Source organism: Thermodesulforhabdaceae bacterium (genome assembly GCA_037482015.1).
Taxonomy (GTDB): domain Bacteria; phylum Desulfobacterota; class Syntrophobacteria; order Syntrophobacterales; family Thermodesulforhabdaceae; genus JAOACS01.
Genome location: JBBFKT010000001.1, coordinates 491,588 through 506,269 on the forward strand (window position 1 = coordinate 491,588; position 14,682 = coordinate 506,269).

A 14,682-nucleotide genomic window follows, 5' to 3' on the forward strand; every position below is an offset into this window, starting at 1 on the left:
TTGAAAATGGACAAAACCATGCTTGATCGGCTCAAAAAAATGATTTTGGAACGCTCTTTTCAATATTCTGAAACACCGATTTTTAAGCTCGTTCACGGTGGCATGAGCAATTTCTACTTTAACTGTAAAAAGGTTACTCTCGATCCAGAAGGACAGTTCCTTATCGGTCAACTTATTTTTGAGCTAATAAAGCATCTTAAGCCTAAGGCTATAGGCGGGTTGACTCTGGGGGCTGATCCCATTGCTATGGCTGTTTCCTATACCTCGTGGCTTAAAGGAATGCCTATCAGCGCCTTCGTTGTGCGAAAAGAGCCTAAAGGACACGGTGCGATGACCCAAATAGAGGGCAACCTGTCCCCGGGGGATCGAGTTGTCGTTGTTGACGATGTGATTACAACCGGTGGATCAACAATAAAGGCTATAGAAGTATGTCGAGCGGCTGGGATGGAAGTCTGTAAAGTAGTTGTTCTGGTGGATCGGGAAGAAATGAGCGGTAGAGCTAACATCGAGCGGCTTGTGCCGGATGTGGAAGCTCTGGTGACACGGAGCGAAATAATGGAACTCTATGAAGTTTGCCGTCAACGTTAGAACGTAGGGGCTAAAAATTTTTCGCCCTAACGATAGAAAATCCATCATATGACTCGCTACGATCCTGAATGCCACCATCGCCGATCCATACATTTGAAGAACTACGATTATACCCAACCGGGTTCGCATTTTATCACCCTGTGCACGCACAAATGGGCGCATCTGTTCAGTCGTGTGGTGGATGGGAAAATGATATTGAACGTATTCGGGAGAATCGTGTGCGAAGAATGGTTCCGCTCAGCGGACATCCGGACAGAAATCAAATTGCGCCATGATGAGTTAGTCGTCATGCCCAACCATATTCACGGCATTGTGTGGATTGTGGACACCGGGGAAACAATCGTCGGTGACGTAAGGGCGGACGGCCGTGCGCCCCTACATCGTCCCCCCGATGTTCATCGCTGGGAGCGTTTTAAGGCTGGCTTTTAGAATTTTCTCTTAACTCAACTATTTTCTTGTAAACACTACGGCGGGAGATACCAAAACGGTTGGCTATTTCATGAGCCAGTTCCCTGGTTGATTTGGTAGGATTTTCGTCAAGCAATTTCTGGATGGTGTCGTCAATAGATGCTTTTTGTAAAATCTCAAGATCGTGTGATTCTGTGTTGGCACCATAATCTACAAAATCGATACGAGCTTTCCTTTCGGCGATTTGTGCCCCTTCCACCACTATGGTTATCTCACCTTTGATTTCATTACTTCTTTCATGCAATGCACTGATTACTTCTAGAGCAGAGCCTCGAAGGGCTTCTTCAAAGATTTTGGTCAGTTCCCTTGCAACGCAAACCATGGGATTCCCCCACTGGGATGCGATTTCTTCAAGAGTTTTAATCAATCTTACGGGTGATTCGAAAATCACTCGAGTCATGTTTAAATCCCTGTAGCGAGCAAAAAAACTCTTTCGGGAACTGCTTTTAGCTGGCGGAAAGCCCAAAAAAGCAAAAGGCGTTGGGGGAAAGCCAGAGATAACGAGGGCAGCAAGAATAGCCGATGGTCCTGGAATTGCTGTTACCGTAAGGCCTTTTTCGATAACCCGCCGTATTAGCCTGAATCCAGGGTCGGAAAAACCAGGCATTCCTGCGTCGGTTACAAGAGCCCCATTTTCGCCGGTTTTAAGTCTGGAAATTATTTCTTCGTCCCGAGTTACTGGACTGTGCTCGTGATAACTTATTAACGGCTTGTGGATATTGTGATAGGAAAGAAGTTTGCGAGTTCGGCGAGTATCTTCTGCGGCTATAAAATCCACGGTCGAAAGCACTTCAAGGGCTCTCAAGGTAATGTCCTTAAGGTTTCCAATCGGGGTTCCTACGATAAAAAGAATGCCCTTTGGGATGTTCATGATCTTGATTTGCTGGCATCAAAGGCGTTTTTTATCCACTTAAGCTCAGGTTCTCTTTCCTTACGCCAGATAATTCCCACAACATCGAACCTCACAGAAGCATTAGCCATCCTGTTACGTTTTAAATACCAGCTAGCGGCTTTTATTATGCTTAGCTGTTTTTTCTTCGTTACGGATTCAAAGGGATGAACCAGAAATCCTTCCGAAGCTGAACGGACTTCCACGAAAACAACATACTTACCGTCCCGTGCCACTATGTCTATCTCACCCCAGCGGCACGAGACGTTACGATCAATAACCTTAATACCCTTGGACTCCAAAAAAGCTTCCGCCACATTTTCGGCTTTCTGTCCGGTCTCTCTACGATCTTCATTCATGACCTTTTTGTCTGAGCCTTGCAAGATCCTTGATAGCTCCGGCGATCTTGCTAAGTTCCCCCAGTCGCTCCTTCGCTCGTTCAAGATATGGCAGAGCTTCAGGGTTTTGATGATTGCCCAGCGCCTGAGCAACCCAGTTTACCACGTAGGGATTTTCATGTTCCGTAAGTTTAGTCAGTATCTCGAAGCTTTCAGGGGTTGGGATTTTCCCGAGCACCATGATTATACCCACTTTGAGTTCATCAAAGGCTTTATGCTGTTCAATGGTTTCTCGAATAATCGGCACTGAACGTTCCCCGAAAGATTCAAGCGCTGTGAGACACATCTGAGCGAAGAAAGGATAGCGGAACATGGAAAGTTCCGCCAAGAGCTTAAGAGCTTCGTCAGTTGCAATGGCTTGAAGAATTTCCGGCACAAATAGTGTTGCCCACGAGAAATAATAGGTAAGGGGCAGTATGTAGGGGATTGCATCTGAACCAACGGCTTTAAGTTCGTCAATGGTTGGACTTAAAGCCTGTCGTCTGACCTGGTATCCTTCTTGATCTCGTTGATGAAATTTCTTCATGTCGTTCGCTGTTTTAAGTTCCGCCACAAGCTCCATAAGCCTTGTGCTAGGTTTCATAGGGAAATGATCTCGGTAGTGGCGAGCTCTTTGGGCAATCCAGAATTTTTCGAGCCAGGTTGTGGGGGAATAAAAATGCACAAGATGCCCTTTTTGTTCTCTCCTGTGGGAACCACTTTCCTGGAAGACATCTTTTTCTTCAAGAGCTACCTGCCAGCGGTCCCTAGCAGTATAGAAAGCCCTTTCATAATCGCCTAAGACGATACAGGCGGTAAATAAAATGTCGTGCAGTCGGTCGTCTTCCGGGTAGTGTTCTAAAAGAGTTTCAGCGTGTTTTCGAGCTTTTGCAAAGTCTTCATGGAAGAGAAAATCAAAGCCTCTCTGAATTTCTTGTTCAAGACGCTTTTTCTCTCGAGCTTGCTGTTCTCTCCTGAGCAAGTCATCCTTTGGTATGGTTTTTCTTATCTCTTCGTGTAGCGGCATGCAGCATTTTTTGTATTTTTTGCCAGATCCGCAGGGACAGAGATCGTTGCGAGAAATTTTATCCGATGGCAATGAATCCTGAAGAGCTGCACGACGGCATAATTCCTGATATTCAATAGTCCGACGATTTAATTCTTCTAGACTTATGCCAAAATCTTTGCAGACCTGGTCTGGTGGATTGCCTTTAAGCACTTCAAGGACCGGTTCGAAGGGATGAGAGATAGGTTTTTCTGGGTTCATAGCGCTTTTTCTCCTTTCTTCCAAGTAGGAGCAATTTTTAACACAAAGAGATAAAACTTCCAAAGATATTCCTTTGTTTAAGACGGTTGCCGTTTTAAATCTACCGGTATGTAGTGGTAAGCTCTTTTTATAAAAGAGCTATTCCGAAATTTCTTTGCGTGTAATATGATATTTATAGTAGAGTTTGTTTGGGTAGCCTATGGAGCTTGCCCTTGGCTGTGGTTAACCCATTGTTTTGGGGATGGGCTAAAAATATGCCCAAGCAGCTAGTCATTATCTCCTAAAACGACGTAGCAACGTTAAATACGTTAAGAATAAGGAGGGAGAGTAGATCTATGAATTTTCAGGAAGTAATCCTTGCACTTGATCACTTTTGGGCTAAGCAGGGCTGTATAATTCAGCAGCCTTACGATCTGGAGGTGGGCGCAGGAACCTTTAATCCTGCTACTTTTCTTAGATCTTTGGGACCTGAGCCATGGAAAGTGGCTTATGTAGAGCCATCCAGACGCCCAACAGATGGGCGCTACGGGGAAAATCCTAACCGTCTTCAACATTACTATCAGTATCAGGTCATCATTAAACCGTCTCCTCCCGATTCCCAGGGGCTTTATCTTGAAAGCCTTAAGAGCCTCGGAATTGACCCGCTTGATCACGATATTCGATTCGTAGAGGACGACTGGGAGTCGCCCACTCTTGGCGCATCAGGTCTTGGATGGGAAGTCTGGCTTGATGGAATGGAAATTACTCAGTTTACTTATTTTCAGCAGGTTGGTGGCATACAGCTTCACCCCGTAAGTGTAGAACTTACCTACGGGCTGGAACGAATAGCCATGTATTTACAGGGAAAAGATAACGTTTTTGAACTCAAGTGGAATGATTCTATCACCTACGGTGATGTTCATCACAAGGGTGAAGTGGAATGGTCCTATTACAATTTTGAAGAAGCGAATGTTGAGATGCTATTTAAGCTTTTCGATATGTATGAGGCCGAGTCTCTTCGGATGCACGAAAAGTCTCTTGTGCTCCCAGCTTATGATTACTGCCTGAAGTGTTCCCATGTATTTAACCTGCTTGATGCCAGAGGGGCTATCAGCGTTGCTGAGCGCACTCAGTATATCGCCAGAGTAAGAAATCTTGCGCGCCTTGTGGCTCACGCATACGTAAAACAGCGTGAAGAGATGGGATTCCCACTGATGAATAGATGGTAGCAATTGCATTCTACGGAGATGAGTCAAATTCCGCGCTTTCATCAGGCGGCGCAGATAATTGACGAGTTTCAGTAAAATCTAGTAACGTGACATCTGGCGATTGTGTAATGTGGGTGGAAATATAGTAAACGGCAAGGATGATTTGTTAAAAACCGGCAGTTTTGGAAAATAGGTGGTAAAGCTATGGAAAAAGCACCTTTTTTTCTTGAAATAGGCTCAGAAGAGATACCAGCCGGCTACATTGATCCGGCTCTGGAAGCTATGAAAGAACAGATTGTCAAGTTTATGGACGATTATCGTATCGCTCACGGAACGCCCTTCATAACCGGAACTCCCCGCCGACTTGTGCTTTTCATCCCCGATGTAGCCCTTCAGCAGGAAAGCACATCCCAAGAAATTATTGGGCCGCCATATCAGGTAGCTTTTAATCCCGACGGAACTCCAACAAAAGCCGCTGAAGGATTTGCAAAAAGTCAGAACGTAAGAGTTGAAGACTTACAGATAAAAGAAACCCCGAAGGGAAAATACCTTTATGTAGTTAGGATGGAAGAAGGGCTTCCGACAAAAAACCTGTTAGCCGATAAACTTCCTGATTTTATCGCTCATATTCCTTTTCCGAAATCTATGCGCTGGGGAAGCGAAACAGTCACTTTCGCCCGTCCTATGCGCTGGATCGTAGCGCTTCTCGGTGATGAACTGATCCCATTTCGCTACGGCGACATCGAAAGTGGACGTTTTACCTATGGTCATCGTTTTATGAAACCTGATCCGATCCCTGTTGTGGCGGATTACAACCATTATAGAGAGGAACTTCGAAATGCTTTAGTTATCGTTGACAGAGAAGAACGACGGGAACTTATTCGTTCTGGCGTGAAGGAATTAGCATCAAAGGTAGGAGGAGAGGTTGTTGATGATGAAGATCTTTTAGCTGAGGTCACTCACTTGGTTGAATATCCATATCCGCTTATGGGACGTTTCGAAGAAAAATATCTTGAACTTCCTCCCGAAGTCCCAATAACCGTCATGAAAGAACATCAGCGTTATTTTGCAGTTATTGATCGGGATGGAAAACTTATGCCCTGTTTCATAACAGTGGCTAACACTGTAGCAAGAAACCCTGAAGTGGTGGTTCAGGGAAACGAACGAGTAATAAGGGCTCGCCTTGAGGATGCTAGGTTTTACTACGAGGAAGACAAGAAAGTGCCTCTTAGCAGGCGAGTTGAACAGCTCAAGACGGTGGTGTTTCATTCTAAGCTTGGCACGAGCTGGGAAAAAGTCGAACGGTTTACGGAGATTGCGAAAACCATTGCGGACGCATTGAAACTGGCTTCAGCCGACAAGGAAAAGCTACTTAGAGCGGCGCTTCTTTGTAAAGCTGATCTTGTAACCGGCATGGTGGGCGAGTTTCCAGAACTTCAGGGCATTATGGGGAGAGATTATGCCTTAAAGCAGGGGGAGGATCCTGAAGTCGCTCAAGCTATCTACGAACATTACCTTCCAACCAAAGCTGGCGGTGCTGTTCCACAGGGCATCATTGGAGCTATACTCAGTATTGCTGACAAACTGGACACCATCGTGGGATGCTTCAGTGTGGGAATGATTCCCACCGGAACAGCCGACCCCTTTGCTCTAAGACGTCAAACTCTGGGAATCATAAGAATCATCTCGGAGAAAAACTTGCCACTGTCTTTAGTGGCTCTTGTTAGAGTAGCTATATCTCTCCTAAAAAGATGGGCAACGGAACCCGAACAGGATGTCTTTTCTGGGGTCATGAACTTCTTCAAAGGACGTCTGGAACACCTGTTAACATCAGCACCCGATTCCCCTTATGTGCTATCTGCAGTGAAATCTGCTCTTGCAGTGCGGCTTGATGTAATTCCCGATGACATGAGGCGAATTGAAGCTCTGTCAGAATTTGTTCGAAAGCCTGACTTTGAAGTTCTTGCAACAGCTTTTAAGCGTGTCGTAAATATCATTAAGGATGAACTCGAAACTGAAAAGGCGGAAGTAAAACCCGATCTTTTCCAGGAAACTCAGGAAAAAGCTTTGTGGGAAGCCTTTACTGTGGCTAAGAACCAGGTCGGATCTTTGTCCAGGGAAGGAAAATACGCAGAGGCTCTTGGTGTTCTCGCTGAACTGAAATCCCCTATAGATGCCTTCTTCGATTCTGTTCTGGTTATGGCTAAGGATGAAGCTATTCGCCAGAATCGGCTTGCTCTGCTTCGATCCATTAAAGAACTTTTTGAAGAAATAGGTGATTTTAGACTTCTCTAGAGAGCCATCAGTAATTGCACTGAGAATTAAAAAACTGTGGGGCATGCCGATGTGCCCCACAGTTGACCCACCTAAATTCAGATCAGAAGTTGTTGTCGTTAATTTCCGAAGAAGTGACCAAAAATCATTCCAACTATAGTGGAAAAGATTACAACAAGTGTTACGTAAATGGCGGTTTTCTTTGTGCCCATAACGCTTCGAATTACAAGCATATTTGGAAGACTGAGAGCTGGTCCTGCTAGGAGCAAAGCTAGAGCCGGTCCCTTGCCCATTCCTGCACCTAAAAGTCCCTGAACTATGGGAACTTCCGTCAGAGTGGCAAAATACATAAATGCTCCAACTATAGCGCTGAAGAAATTTGCCCAGAGGGAGTTGCCGCCAACGAGCGCCTTTACCCATTGAGACGGAATAATGCCTTCGTAGCCTGGTCTTCCAAGCAACAAGCCAGCGATGAGCACTCCAAAAAGCAGAAGTGGAGTTATCTGATAGGCAAATTCCCAGGTTTTGAGAAACCATTCCTGCATTTCTTTTCTTGAAGTTGTAATAGTGGCTGTGATCGCTACGATTCCGACGGAAAAGGGTATTAGGGGTTCGTGAGGAGCAACGAAGACGGCTATAGCTACAGCCAGAGCGCTGATAACCACTTTATAAATCTTAACTCGATACCAAAAGATAAGAACCAATCCTAAAGCCAGAGCACAAACTGCCGTTAGCCACCATTTAATATGGTAGATGGCGTTCCAGATTCCCACTTCCTGGGGGGATTTACCCCAGTTGGCGAAGATTAACACACCAACCATGGTGGCGAAGTAGATAACGGTTTGCCACAGAGGTCTTCCCCCTTCTACAGGTGGTAGGTGTATTGCGGCTTCAGCTTTTGCCTGTTCTTCCTTTCTGAATATCAAATGCATCATAATACCAATGATGATGCTGAAGCCTATAGCTCCCACGGCTCTGGCGATACCAATATCAAGCCCAAGTATTCTTGCGGTAAGGACTATAGCCAGTATATTAATTGCTGGTCCTGAATATAAAAATGCTATAGCTGGACCTAATCCTGCGCCTCGCTTCCAGATACCGGCAAAGAGTGGTAGCACTGTGCAGGAGCATACGGCAAGGATTGATCCTGAAACAGAAGCGACCCCGTAAGCTAGAGCTTTTGGAGCTAAAGGACCTAGGTATTTCATGACGGCGGCCTGTGAAACGAAACAGCTTATAGCTCCCGCAATGAAAAATGCAGTTACAAGGCAGAGGATTACATGCTCTTGAGCATACCATTTTACGAGGGCAAGGCTTTCATAAACGGCGTTTTGAAAACGTTGAGACTCTATGGGCAAGAAGAAACAGAGAAGAAAGGCGCCTATCATTACCAACAGAGGTTTCCAGATAGTGCCCCAGGCGATAATTTTTTCTTCTTGTTCCAGTTCTTCTTCCATGATTTGTTCCTGAGAAACGGTTGAAGTTTTCATGACTTAACCCCTCCATGTGGTGTTGATTTGTTATCTACATATTTCTATTTAGCAATACGGAATAAAAAGGTCAAGAACAATCTAAGAGTGTTCGAAAAATTTTTCCTTGCAGGGTTGTGCTGGCAATAGACTCACAGGTTTATGTGGGCGACGCATGCGTCACCCCTACAGTTACTTGGTAAATCACATATTGAGCTGTCTCCTGGCTACTCGCACCTGGAAGTGTCTTTCAGGTTAGATTTCATCTCTGTATTTCTCGCTTACTTTAACTCCCCATAGAAGAAGTCCGCGAAGAACCTCAGAGCAATTCTAACCTGCTAAAAAATTTCATCCCAGGCTATCCAGGGTAATCCAGGAAAGGGCATCTATGAAACGTTCACTTCTTCAGTATCATCCAAATACCTATAGCGATAAAAAGAATGCCTGCAATCCATCGAATCAGATCAGGAGAAACAAAACGACGCAGCATATCAGCACAGAGCACGGCAATAGCCGATGTTGAAACAAGAGCTGTAGATGCAGCTAAAAAAACCGTCAATCTGGATTTTGCATCGGAAGCAAAACAAAAGGTCGCAAGCTGAGTTTTATCTCCAAGTTCTGCGACAAATATTGCAAAGAAAGTGCTTAAAAAAAGTCTCCAATCCATTGTTTCGCTCTTTATTTTCCTATTTTGTTAGTCAGGATGTCTCCTGGTGAGAAAACGACGATTTTTTCGATCCTGAATAAAAACGCAGTCAAAAAGCTTAAGGGATGCGTTCTCATACCATTCGTAACCTAGATTTTCACAAGTACTGCAGGCCTTCCTGGGAACGTGAACAGCGTATATGCGTCTTCCTCGGTCTGTCCAGGACTCAATTGCCCATACACCGCTACAATCCGTACACACTCGAATTTTTTCTCGCTGATTTTCAAGAATGTTGTCGGTGTCGTAATAGATCGTCCTTTCTCGCTCTTTAATCCCTCCCTGGTTTAGGAGCTTTTCTTTAATCTCTGGAACCTGATGCCAGTATTCCATGACTCGATCGGCTACTTTCTTTATATGCTGAGTAACATCTGGTGTTTGGCGCAACTTTTCTGGATCGTAATCTGGTTCTTTAACGTGGGAAAAATCAAGTCCTGCCAGAGCGAGTATAATACCAACGTTTACATAGGGGAGAGCGCCTTCAATTGAGTATCCGCCTTCCAGCACTGCAATGTGAGGTCTAAGTTTTGTCGTGAGTTGAGCATATCCCTGGGCAGAAAATCTCATGTTGGTTATTGGATCTGTGTAGTGGTTATCCTGTCCTGCTGAATTAATGATGAGTTCAGGTTGAAAAGATTCCAGAATTGGGAGAATCACATTGTCTGTTACATAAAGAAAACCTTCTTCGGATGTTAGGGGAGGAAGAGGAATGTTTATGGTTGTCCCAAAAGCGGTAGGACCACCTAGTTCATGAGGGAACCCAGAGCCGGGGTAGAGAGTGCGTCCATCTTGATGGGTGGAGATAAAAAGGGTGTCGGGATCGTGCCAGTAGATGTCCTGAGTCCCATCGCCATGGTGGCAGTCCGTATCAACAATAGCGATTTTTTCAATACCATAGGCATCCCTAAGGTATTCAATCATTATGGCTTCTATGTTTATGTTGCAGAAGCCTCTAGCCCCGTGAACTACTCTCATGGCATGATGACCAGGGGGACGCACAAGAGCAAATCCTCGCTCTACAACTTTATTTACAACCATCGTGGCTATAGTCTTTGCGCCTCCACCACTTATTAGATGAGAATCCGTTATGACGCTCCATTCATCAGGCACACAGAAATGCACTCTCCGTATATCATCCCTTGTGATCATGTCCGGCTTGAATTCAACGATGCCTTCTATATCCAGAAGCCCCTCTTCAAGCACCTGATCCTGAGTATAAAGGAGCCGTTCTTCTCTTTCAGGATGGGTTGGAGATATAGCCCAGTCAAAGGCTGGAAAAAAGACAAGCCCTGTTTTATGAACAGCCTTAATCATTTCTTATCTCCCTTGGGGAATCTGCATGTAAGTAGCAGCTTTCTTTTCTCTAGAATCAACCTGATAACCTTCAATAAGCCCAGGTTTGACCTGCACTTTTACTCGGATATTTTTCCCCGTAGTATAAAAACCTCTTACCATGTTGAACTGTTGTTCTTCGATAACTTCGGTTTCAATATGTTCTGGCGATGCTCCTTCACGCTGAGCTTTGTCGGAAAGTAGCGACAGGGCGAGATTTTTCGCCTCGTCAATGGTGAAGTTGTTTCCAACGGGCTTGTAAAAGTCTTCTTCAGGAGCTGAAGCGATGCCTCGCTCTGTATCTACAAACAGTGTGAGTTCGCAGGTTGTGCGGGATAGAGCCGCACCGATAGCATTTACAACTTCGTGATAGGGAACAACTCGAGCGGAAAGTCCGGACATTTCCGAAAGTTTAGGAGCAAAATATGGTGCAGGACCACCTATAACGAAAATTTCTTGAGGCTCCACTCGGTATGCATCTAGAAATTCCCGAATTGTGTAAACCGGTCTCTGGTTGATTCTTTCAATCATCGCTCGGGCAGCCCCAAGAAGAATGTGGCAGAAGGCAGAATAAACTTCTTGAGCTGCCGACTTGGCATCGCATCCTAAAGCTTCCCCAACTAACGTCATAGCTTTTTCTGCCTGGGCAGGGTTGCCTTCTTTCATAATGCCCAGAACTATGAGAGCATCTGTAGGCGTGGGAGTTGGTCCTCCAAAAGCCATAGCGGGACCTTCGCGATCGGGTCCAATAAAAATGTGCCCGGATCTTACTCGCACCGCACTGTCTCCGCCAAGGGCGATTGATTCGGTGTTAAGAGATCTTACAAGAGTCTTTAGTCCGCCAATCTCTATTCCCAGCGGTTCTAACAGAGGCACCTGATCTATCAGTATCCCCATGTCGGTTGTTGTGCCGCCTATGTCCAGGACGAGCGTTTCAACCTTGGGTTGGACATATGAAAGAGCACCCATTATACTGGCTGCAGGACCAGAAAAAATTGTTTGACCTGGAAATTCCATAGACGCTTCTAAAGACATTGTTCCGCCGTCGGCTTTAAGTACATAAATGGGTGCTTTGATCCCCATTTTAGCTATCGACTTTTGTATTGCCTGAAAGAATAGTTTATAAATGCTTTGAACGGATACATTAAGAAAAACGGTAGCGATACGCCTGGGAAAGTTAAGATTTCCGGAAATTCTGTGTCCAGCAAGTATGTAATCGAAACCGTTGTTAAGCTTTTTTATGATTTGGTTTTCGTGAGCAGGGTTTCTAACGGAGAATTTTCCTACAACGCCGACCGACTTTATTCCATCCGATCTTAGCTTGGAAGCCACAGTTTCTATTTCGAAGGGATTAATAGGCTGAACTTCCCGCCCTCGATGGTCGATATAACCGGATACGGGATAGTAATAATTGCCGACCCGAAACAATTCTGGATTTAATCCAGGACCACTTGCGACAATCATACCAGCAGGTTCTGTCTTGCCTTCTAAAATGGCGTTCGTGGTTAGTGTGGTGCTTAACACTACTCTTTCGATATTTTCTACTCGAACGCCTTTAGTTACTAACTCCAAGCCCGCAATAATCGTTTCGAAAAGCTGGGATTTATCGGTGGGGACCTTTGCTTGACTGATCAGACCTTCTTTTTTGCCGATCAGCACGGCATCTGTGTGGGTGCCACCTACATCAAGGCCTATAATCATGTTGTCTGTCCTCGCTCTAAAAAGAGGCTACAGTGTGAAAAGCTCTTCCTAAAGCCTTTCATCCATTTTCAAAGCTTGGATGCTAGCGAAAAGAGTAACAAGTGTCAACATGCTTCGCCCTGATAGCATAAATTGAATTTTTTACCCATATATCCTGATAATGATCGTCGAAATTTTCCCTGGTCCGAAAAATTTTCTGATTTTTCCCAATAAAACATGAAATTGTTTGAGAAATTTTATCGATACGTTGAATTCATTTAGCTACAGAGACACAGATGACACAGGGGTTGGACATAGAGATTCAAAAGCGATTTGGTTGATCTAATCATTTTATCTCTGTGCTCTCTGTGTCTCTTTGGTGAGTCATTACTTAGGTCGTTTACTATTCTCCTGCTCCCGGAAAGGTTTTCCAAATAAAAAATGGATTCTTGTAATTTCATCAGTAAGGGAATTTTCGAATATACTCAATAGAACCTTGAGAAGACTAACCATATAAGATTATAATGCCAAGGTCTAGGTTGTAACACCAGGTTCCAACCGGCTTAGCCAAATCTATGGAACCTTTGAAAGAGGGGTTCGAACATATGCAAGAAACTATTTCCAGAAATGAGATAGAAGAACTCGTAAGATCTATAGTTCAGAAGAGCCTTGAAGCGGCGGTGGAGGAATTTGTTCGCAGAAATGAGCATAGGGCAAAAGAGTTTTCGCTGATGGAAAGAATTGTAAGGGTGGAAGAAGAGTTAAAAGCTTTAAGAGAGATAGAATTGGCAAGATTTGAGGCTTCTGAAAAGAAATTCGAGGCTCTTCAAAGAGAAATGGCAGCCAGGTTCGATGCTATGGATAAGCGATTTGAAGCTTCTGAGAAACGATTCGAGGCTTTGCAAAGAGAAATGAACTCAAGATTTGAAGGCTTGCAAAGAGAGACAAGCTCGAGATTTGAAAGCTTGCAAGTAGAGATGAACTTAAGATTTGAAACCTTGCAAAGAGAGACGAACTCAAGGTTTGAAACCTTGCAAAGAGAGACGAACTCAAGGTTTGAAGCCTTGCAAAGAGAGATGAACTCAAGGTTTGAAACTATACAAAAAGAAATGACAGCCATGTTCGAAGCTTCTGATAAGAGGTTTGAAGTAATAGAAAAGCGCTTTGAGACTATTCAGAGGGAGATGAGCATAAGGTTTGAATCTCTTGAAAAGAGACTAGCATTTACTCAATGGTTCATTGGTATAGGGTTTGCCTTAATGACGGCTGCTATGACAATATTAAAAATATATGCTAAGTAAGACAGAGAATCAAATCGCATAGAGTAACACAGATGATATTTTATAAAGATATCCATGGCTTGGAAGACTAAATAAACAAATGAATTATTCCTGCAATTTTTTTTCTAACGCTATTGGTTTGGGGAGAATGGCTTATTGAAAAGCACAGAGGGAAAGCTTATGAGTGAAAAAAAATTGAAAGTGCTGGCTCAAGAAGAGTTGGTTGGAAGTTTGTCAAGGATGTCTCATGCTCATTTTGGAGCTTATTTTGCCATGTATTCGAGTTGGTTTGGGGGCATAATAAAAAATCCTGCCTTTATGATGATACCCATTGACGATCACATGGTTCATAGAGGCGATGGAGTGTTTGAAGCTATTAAATGTGCCAATGGAAAACTCTATCTTTTTGATCGCCATATTGATAGATTGTTTTATTCGGCTAAGGCAATAAAGCTTGATTTTCCGGTTAGTCCTGAAGAACTAAAAAACATTGTTGTTGAGACAGTGCGAGCAAGTGGAGCGAGAGACGCAGTAGTGCGGATTTTTGTATCCCGTGGTCCCGGGAGCTTTTCGGCGGATCCTGCTGAATCCGTGGGTTCCCAGTTGTATGTAGTTGTCACAAAACCCTTAATTCCGCCTCAAGAACAGTATGATAAGGGGGTAACAGTTAAGAGAAGTAAAGTTCCGATGAAACCATACCACATGGCACACATAAAAACCTGCAACTACCTCCACAGTGTCCTTATGAGTCTCGAAGCTCGAGTGGAAAAGGTAGATTTTGCCGTTTCTGTTGATGAAGACGGATGTCTTGGTGAAGGTCCTACGGAAAATATTGGTATAATCACAAGCAATTATGAATTCTTAGTGCCTAAGTTTGGAAGAGTTTTGCGGGGAACTACCATATCAAGAGCTATGGAGCTGGCTAAAGACCTTGTAAAATCAAAGGTTTTATCCAGAATTGCCGAAGAGTGTATCCCCATTGAGGAAGTTTACCGGGCTCATGAAGTCATGATGTTCGGAACCACCTTTGATGTTCTTCCTGTTGTGAAGTTCGATGATAAGAAGATCGGACCAGGGCAACCAGGTCCATTTTATAAGAAGTTTCTTAAACTCCTGAGAGAAGACATAGAAAAAAACCCAGATGTTTGCACTCCGGTTTTTGAATAGC

At 44.2% G+C, this 14,682-nt stretch carries 12 protein-coding genes; 5 read left to right on the plus strand and 7 right to left on the minus strand.

From position 1 onward, the window contains the following. The first annotated feature begins 6 nt into the window (after positions 1-6). Positions 7-588, plus strand: coding sequence for an orotate phosphoribosyltransferase (gene pyrE, locus WHS38_02225; GenBank protein ID MEJ5299786.1), 582 nt, complete (start codon positions 7-9; stop codon positions 586-588). 412 nt (positions 589-1,000) lie between these two features. Here pyrE and rsmI read toward each other — a convergent pair whose 3' ends face one another. The 3 genes from rsmI to WHS38_02240 are packed head-to-tail and all read right to left on the minus strand — an operon-like array spanning position 1,001 to position 3,589. Further along, on the minus strand, positions 1,001-1,927 hold the full coding sequence (gene rsmI / locus WHS38_02230) for a 16S rRNA (cytidine(1402)-2'-O)-methyltransferase (GenBank protein MEJ5299787.1): 927 nt from the start codon (positions 1,925-1,927) through the stop codon (positions 1,001-1,003). Next, on the minus strand, positions 1,924-2,304 hold the full coding sequence (locus WHS38_02235) for a YraN family protein (protein ID MEJ5299788.1): 381 nt from the start codon (positions 2,302-2,304) through the stop codon (positions 1,924-1,926). Before WHS38_02235 ends, rsmI begins: the two co-directional genes overlap by 4 nt. Then, complete coding sequence (locus WHS38_02240; protein ID MEJ5299789.1) at positions 2,297-3,589, minus strand: HEAT repeat domain-containing protein; 1,293 nt, start codon at positions 3,587-3,589, stop codon at positions 2,297-2,299. The genes WHS38_02235 and WHS38_02240 overlap by 8 nt, the downstream gene beginning before the upstream one ends. 335 nt (positions 3,590-3,924) lie before the next feature. Here WHS38_02240 and glyQ point away from each other — a divergent pair, with 335 nt between their 5' ends. Both glyQ and glyS read left to right on the plus strand, forming a co-directional pair. After that, positions 3,925-4,797, plus strand: a complete 873-nt coding sequence (gene glyQ / locus WHS38_02245; GenBank protein MEJ5299790.1) for a glycine--tRNA ligase subunit alpha — start codon at positions 3,925-3,927, stop codon at positions 4,795-4,797. A 183-nt stretch (positions 4,798-4,980) separates the two neighbouring features. Continuing rightward, positions 4,981-7,071 carry a glycine--tRNA ligase subunit beta gene (gene glyS, locus WHS38_02250; protein ID MEJ5299791.1) on the plus strand — a complete coding sequence of 697 codons (2,091 nt, stop codon included), beginning with the start codon at positions 4,981-4,983 and terminating at the stop codon, positions 7,069-7,071. A 98-nt stretch (positions 7,072-7,169) separates the two neighbouring features. Here the strand turns inward: glyS and WHS38_02255 are convergent, their stop codons facing one another. The 4 genes from WHS38_02255 to WHS38_02270 form a co-directional block, all read right to left on the minus strand. Further along, the gene (locus WHS38_02255; protein ID MEJ5299792.1) at positions 7,170-8,540 is read right to left on the minus strand and encodes a permease; all 1,371 of its coding nucleotides are present in this window, start codon (positions 8,538-8,540) and stop codon (positions 7,170-7,172) included. A gap of 376 nt (positions 8,541-8,916) precedes the next feature. Beyond that, positions 8,917-9,186: a TMEM165/GDT1 family protein gene (locus WHS38_02260; GenBank protein MEJ5299793.1), complete on the minus strand. Its 270-nt coding sequence runs from the start codon at positions 9,184-9,186 to the stop codon at positions 8,917-8,919. A 27-nt stretch (positions 9,187-9,213) separates the two neighbouring features. After that, positions 9,214-10,536 carry a histone deacetylase gene (locus tag WHS38_02265; GenBank protein MEJ5299794.1) on the minus strand — a complete coding sequence of 441 codons (1,323 nt, stop codon included), beginning with the start codon at positions 10,534-10,536 and terminating at the stop codon, positions 9,214-9,216. Between the two features lie 3 nt (positions 10,537-10,539). Next, positions 10,540-12,255, minus strand: a complete 1,716-nt coding sequence (locus WHS38_02270) for a hydantoinase/oxoprolinase family protein (GenBank protein MEJ5299795.1) — start codon at positions 12,253-12,255, stop codon at positions 10,540-10,542. A 710-nt stretch (positions 12,256-12,965) separates the two neighbouring features. Here WHS38_02270 and WHS38_02275 point away from each other — a divergent pair. After that, positions 12,966-13,535, plus strand: coding sequence for a hypothetical protein (locus WHS38_02275; GenBank protein MEJ5299796.1), 570 nt, complete (start codon positions 12,966-12,968; stop codon positions 13,533-13,535). Between the two features lie 159 nt (positions 13,536-13,694). Next, positions 13,695-14,681 carry an aminotransferase class IV gene (locus tag WHS38_02280; GenBank protein ID MEJ5299797.1) on the plus strand — a complete coding sequence of 329 codons (987 nt, stop codon included), beginning with the start codon at positions 13,695-13,697 and terminating at the stop codon, positions 14,679-14,681. Position 14,682: the final 1 nt, after the last annotated feature.

What these genes read in the sequence shown, in the direction of transcription:
- WHS38_02270 (MEJ5299795.1), bottom strand. Translation starts at nt 12,255, where the DNA reads ATGATTATAGGCCTTGATGTAGGTGGCACCCACACAGATGCCGTGCTG.
- glyQ (MEJ5299790.1), top strand. Translation starts at nt 3,925, where the DNA reads ATGAATTTTCAGGAAGTAATCCTTGCACTTGATCACTTTTGGGCTAAG.
- rsmI (MEJ5299787.1), bottom strand. Translation starts at nt 1,927, where the DNA reads ATGAACATCCCAAAGGGCATTCTTTTTATCGTAGGAACCCCGATTGGA.
- WHS38_02280 (MEJ5299797.1), top strand. Translation starts at nt 13,695, where the DNA reads ATGAGTGAAAAAAAATTGAAAGTGCTGGCTCAAGAAGAGTTGGTTGGA.
- pyrE (MEJ5299786.1), top strand. Translation starts at nt 7, where the DNA reads ATGGACAAAACCATGCTTGATCGGCTCAAAAAAATGATTTTGGAACGC.
- WHS38_02240 (MEJ5299789.1), bottom strand. Translation starts at nt 3,589, where the DNA reads ATGAACCCAGAAAAACCTATCTCTCATCCCTTCGAACCGGTCCTTGAA.
- WHS38_02255 (MEJ5299792.1), bottom strand. Translation starts at nt 8,540, where the DNA reads ATGAAAACTTCAACCGTTTCTCAGGAACAAATCATGGAAGAAGAACTG.
- WHS38_02275 (MEJ5299796.1), top strand. Translation starts at nt 12,966, where the DNA reads ATGGAAAGAATTGTAAGGGTGGAAGAAGAGTTAAAAGCTTTAAGAGAG.
- WHS38_02265 (MEJ5299794.1), bottom strand. Translation starts at nt 10,536, where the DNA reads ATGATTAAGGCTGTTCATAAAACAGGGCTTGTCTTTTTTCCAGCCTTT.
- WHS38_02235 (MEJ5299788.1), bottom strand. Translation starts at nt 2,304, where the DNA reads ATGAATGAAGATCGTAGAGAGACCGGACAGAAAGCCGAAAATGTGGCG.
- glyS (MEJ5299791.1), top strand. Translation starts at nt 4,981, where the DNA reads ATGGAAAAAGCACCTTTTTTTCTTGAAATAGGCTCAGAAGAGATACCA.
- WHS38_02260 (MEJ5299793.1), bottom strand. Translation starts at nt 9,186, where the DNA reads ATGGATTGGAGACTTTTTTTAAGCACTTTCTTTGCAATATTTGTCGCA.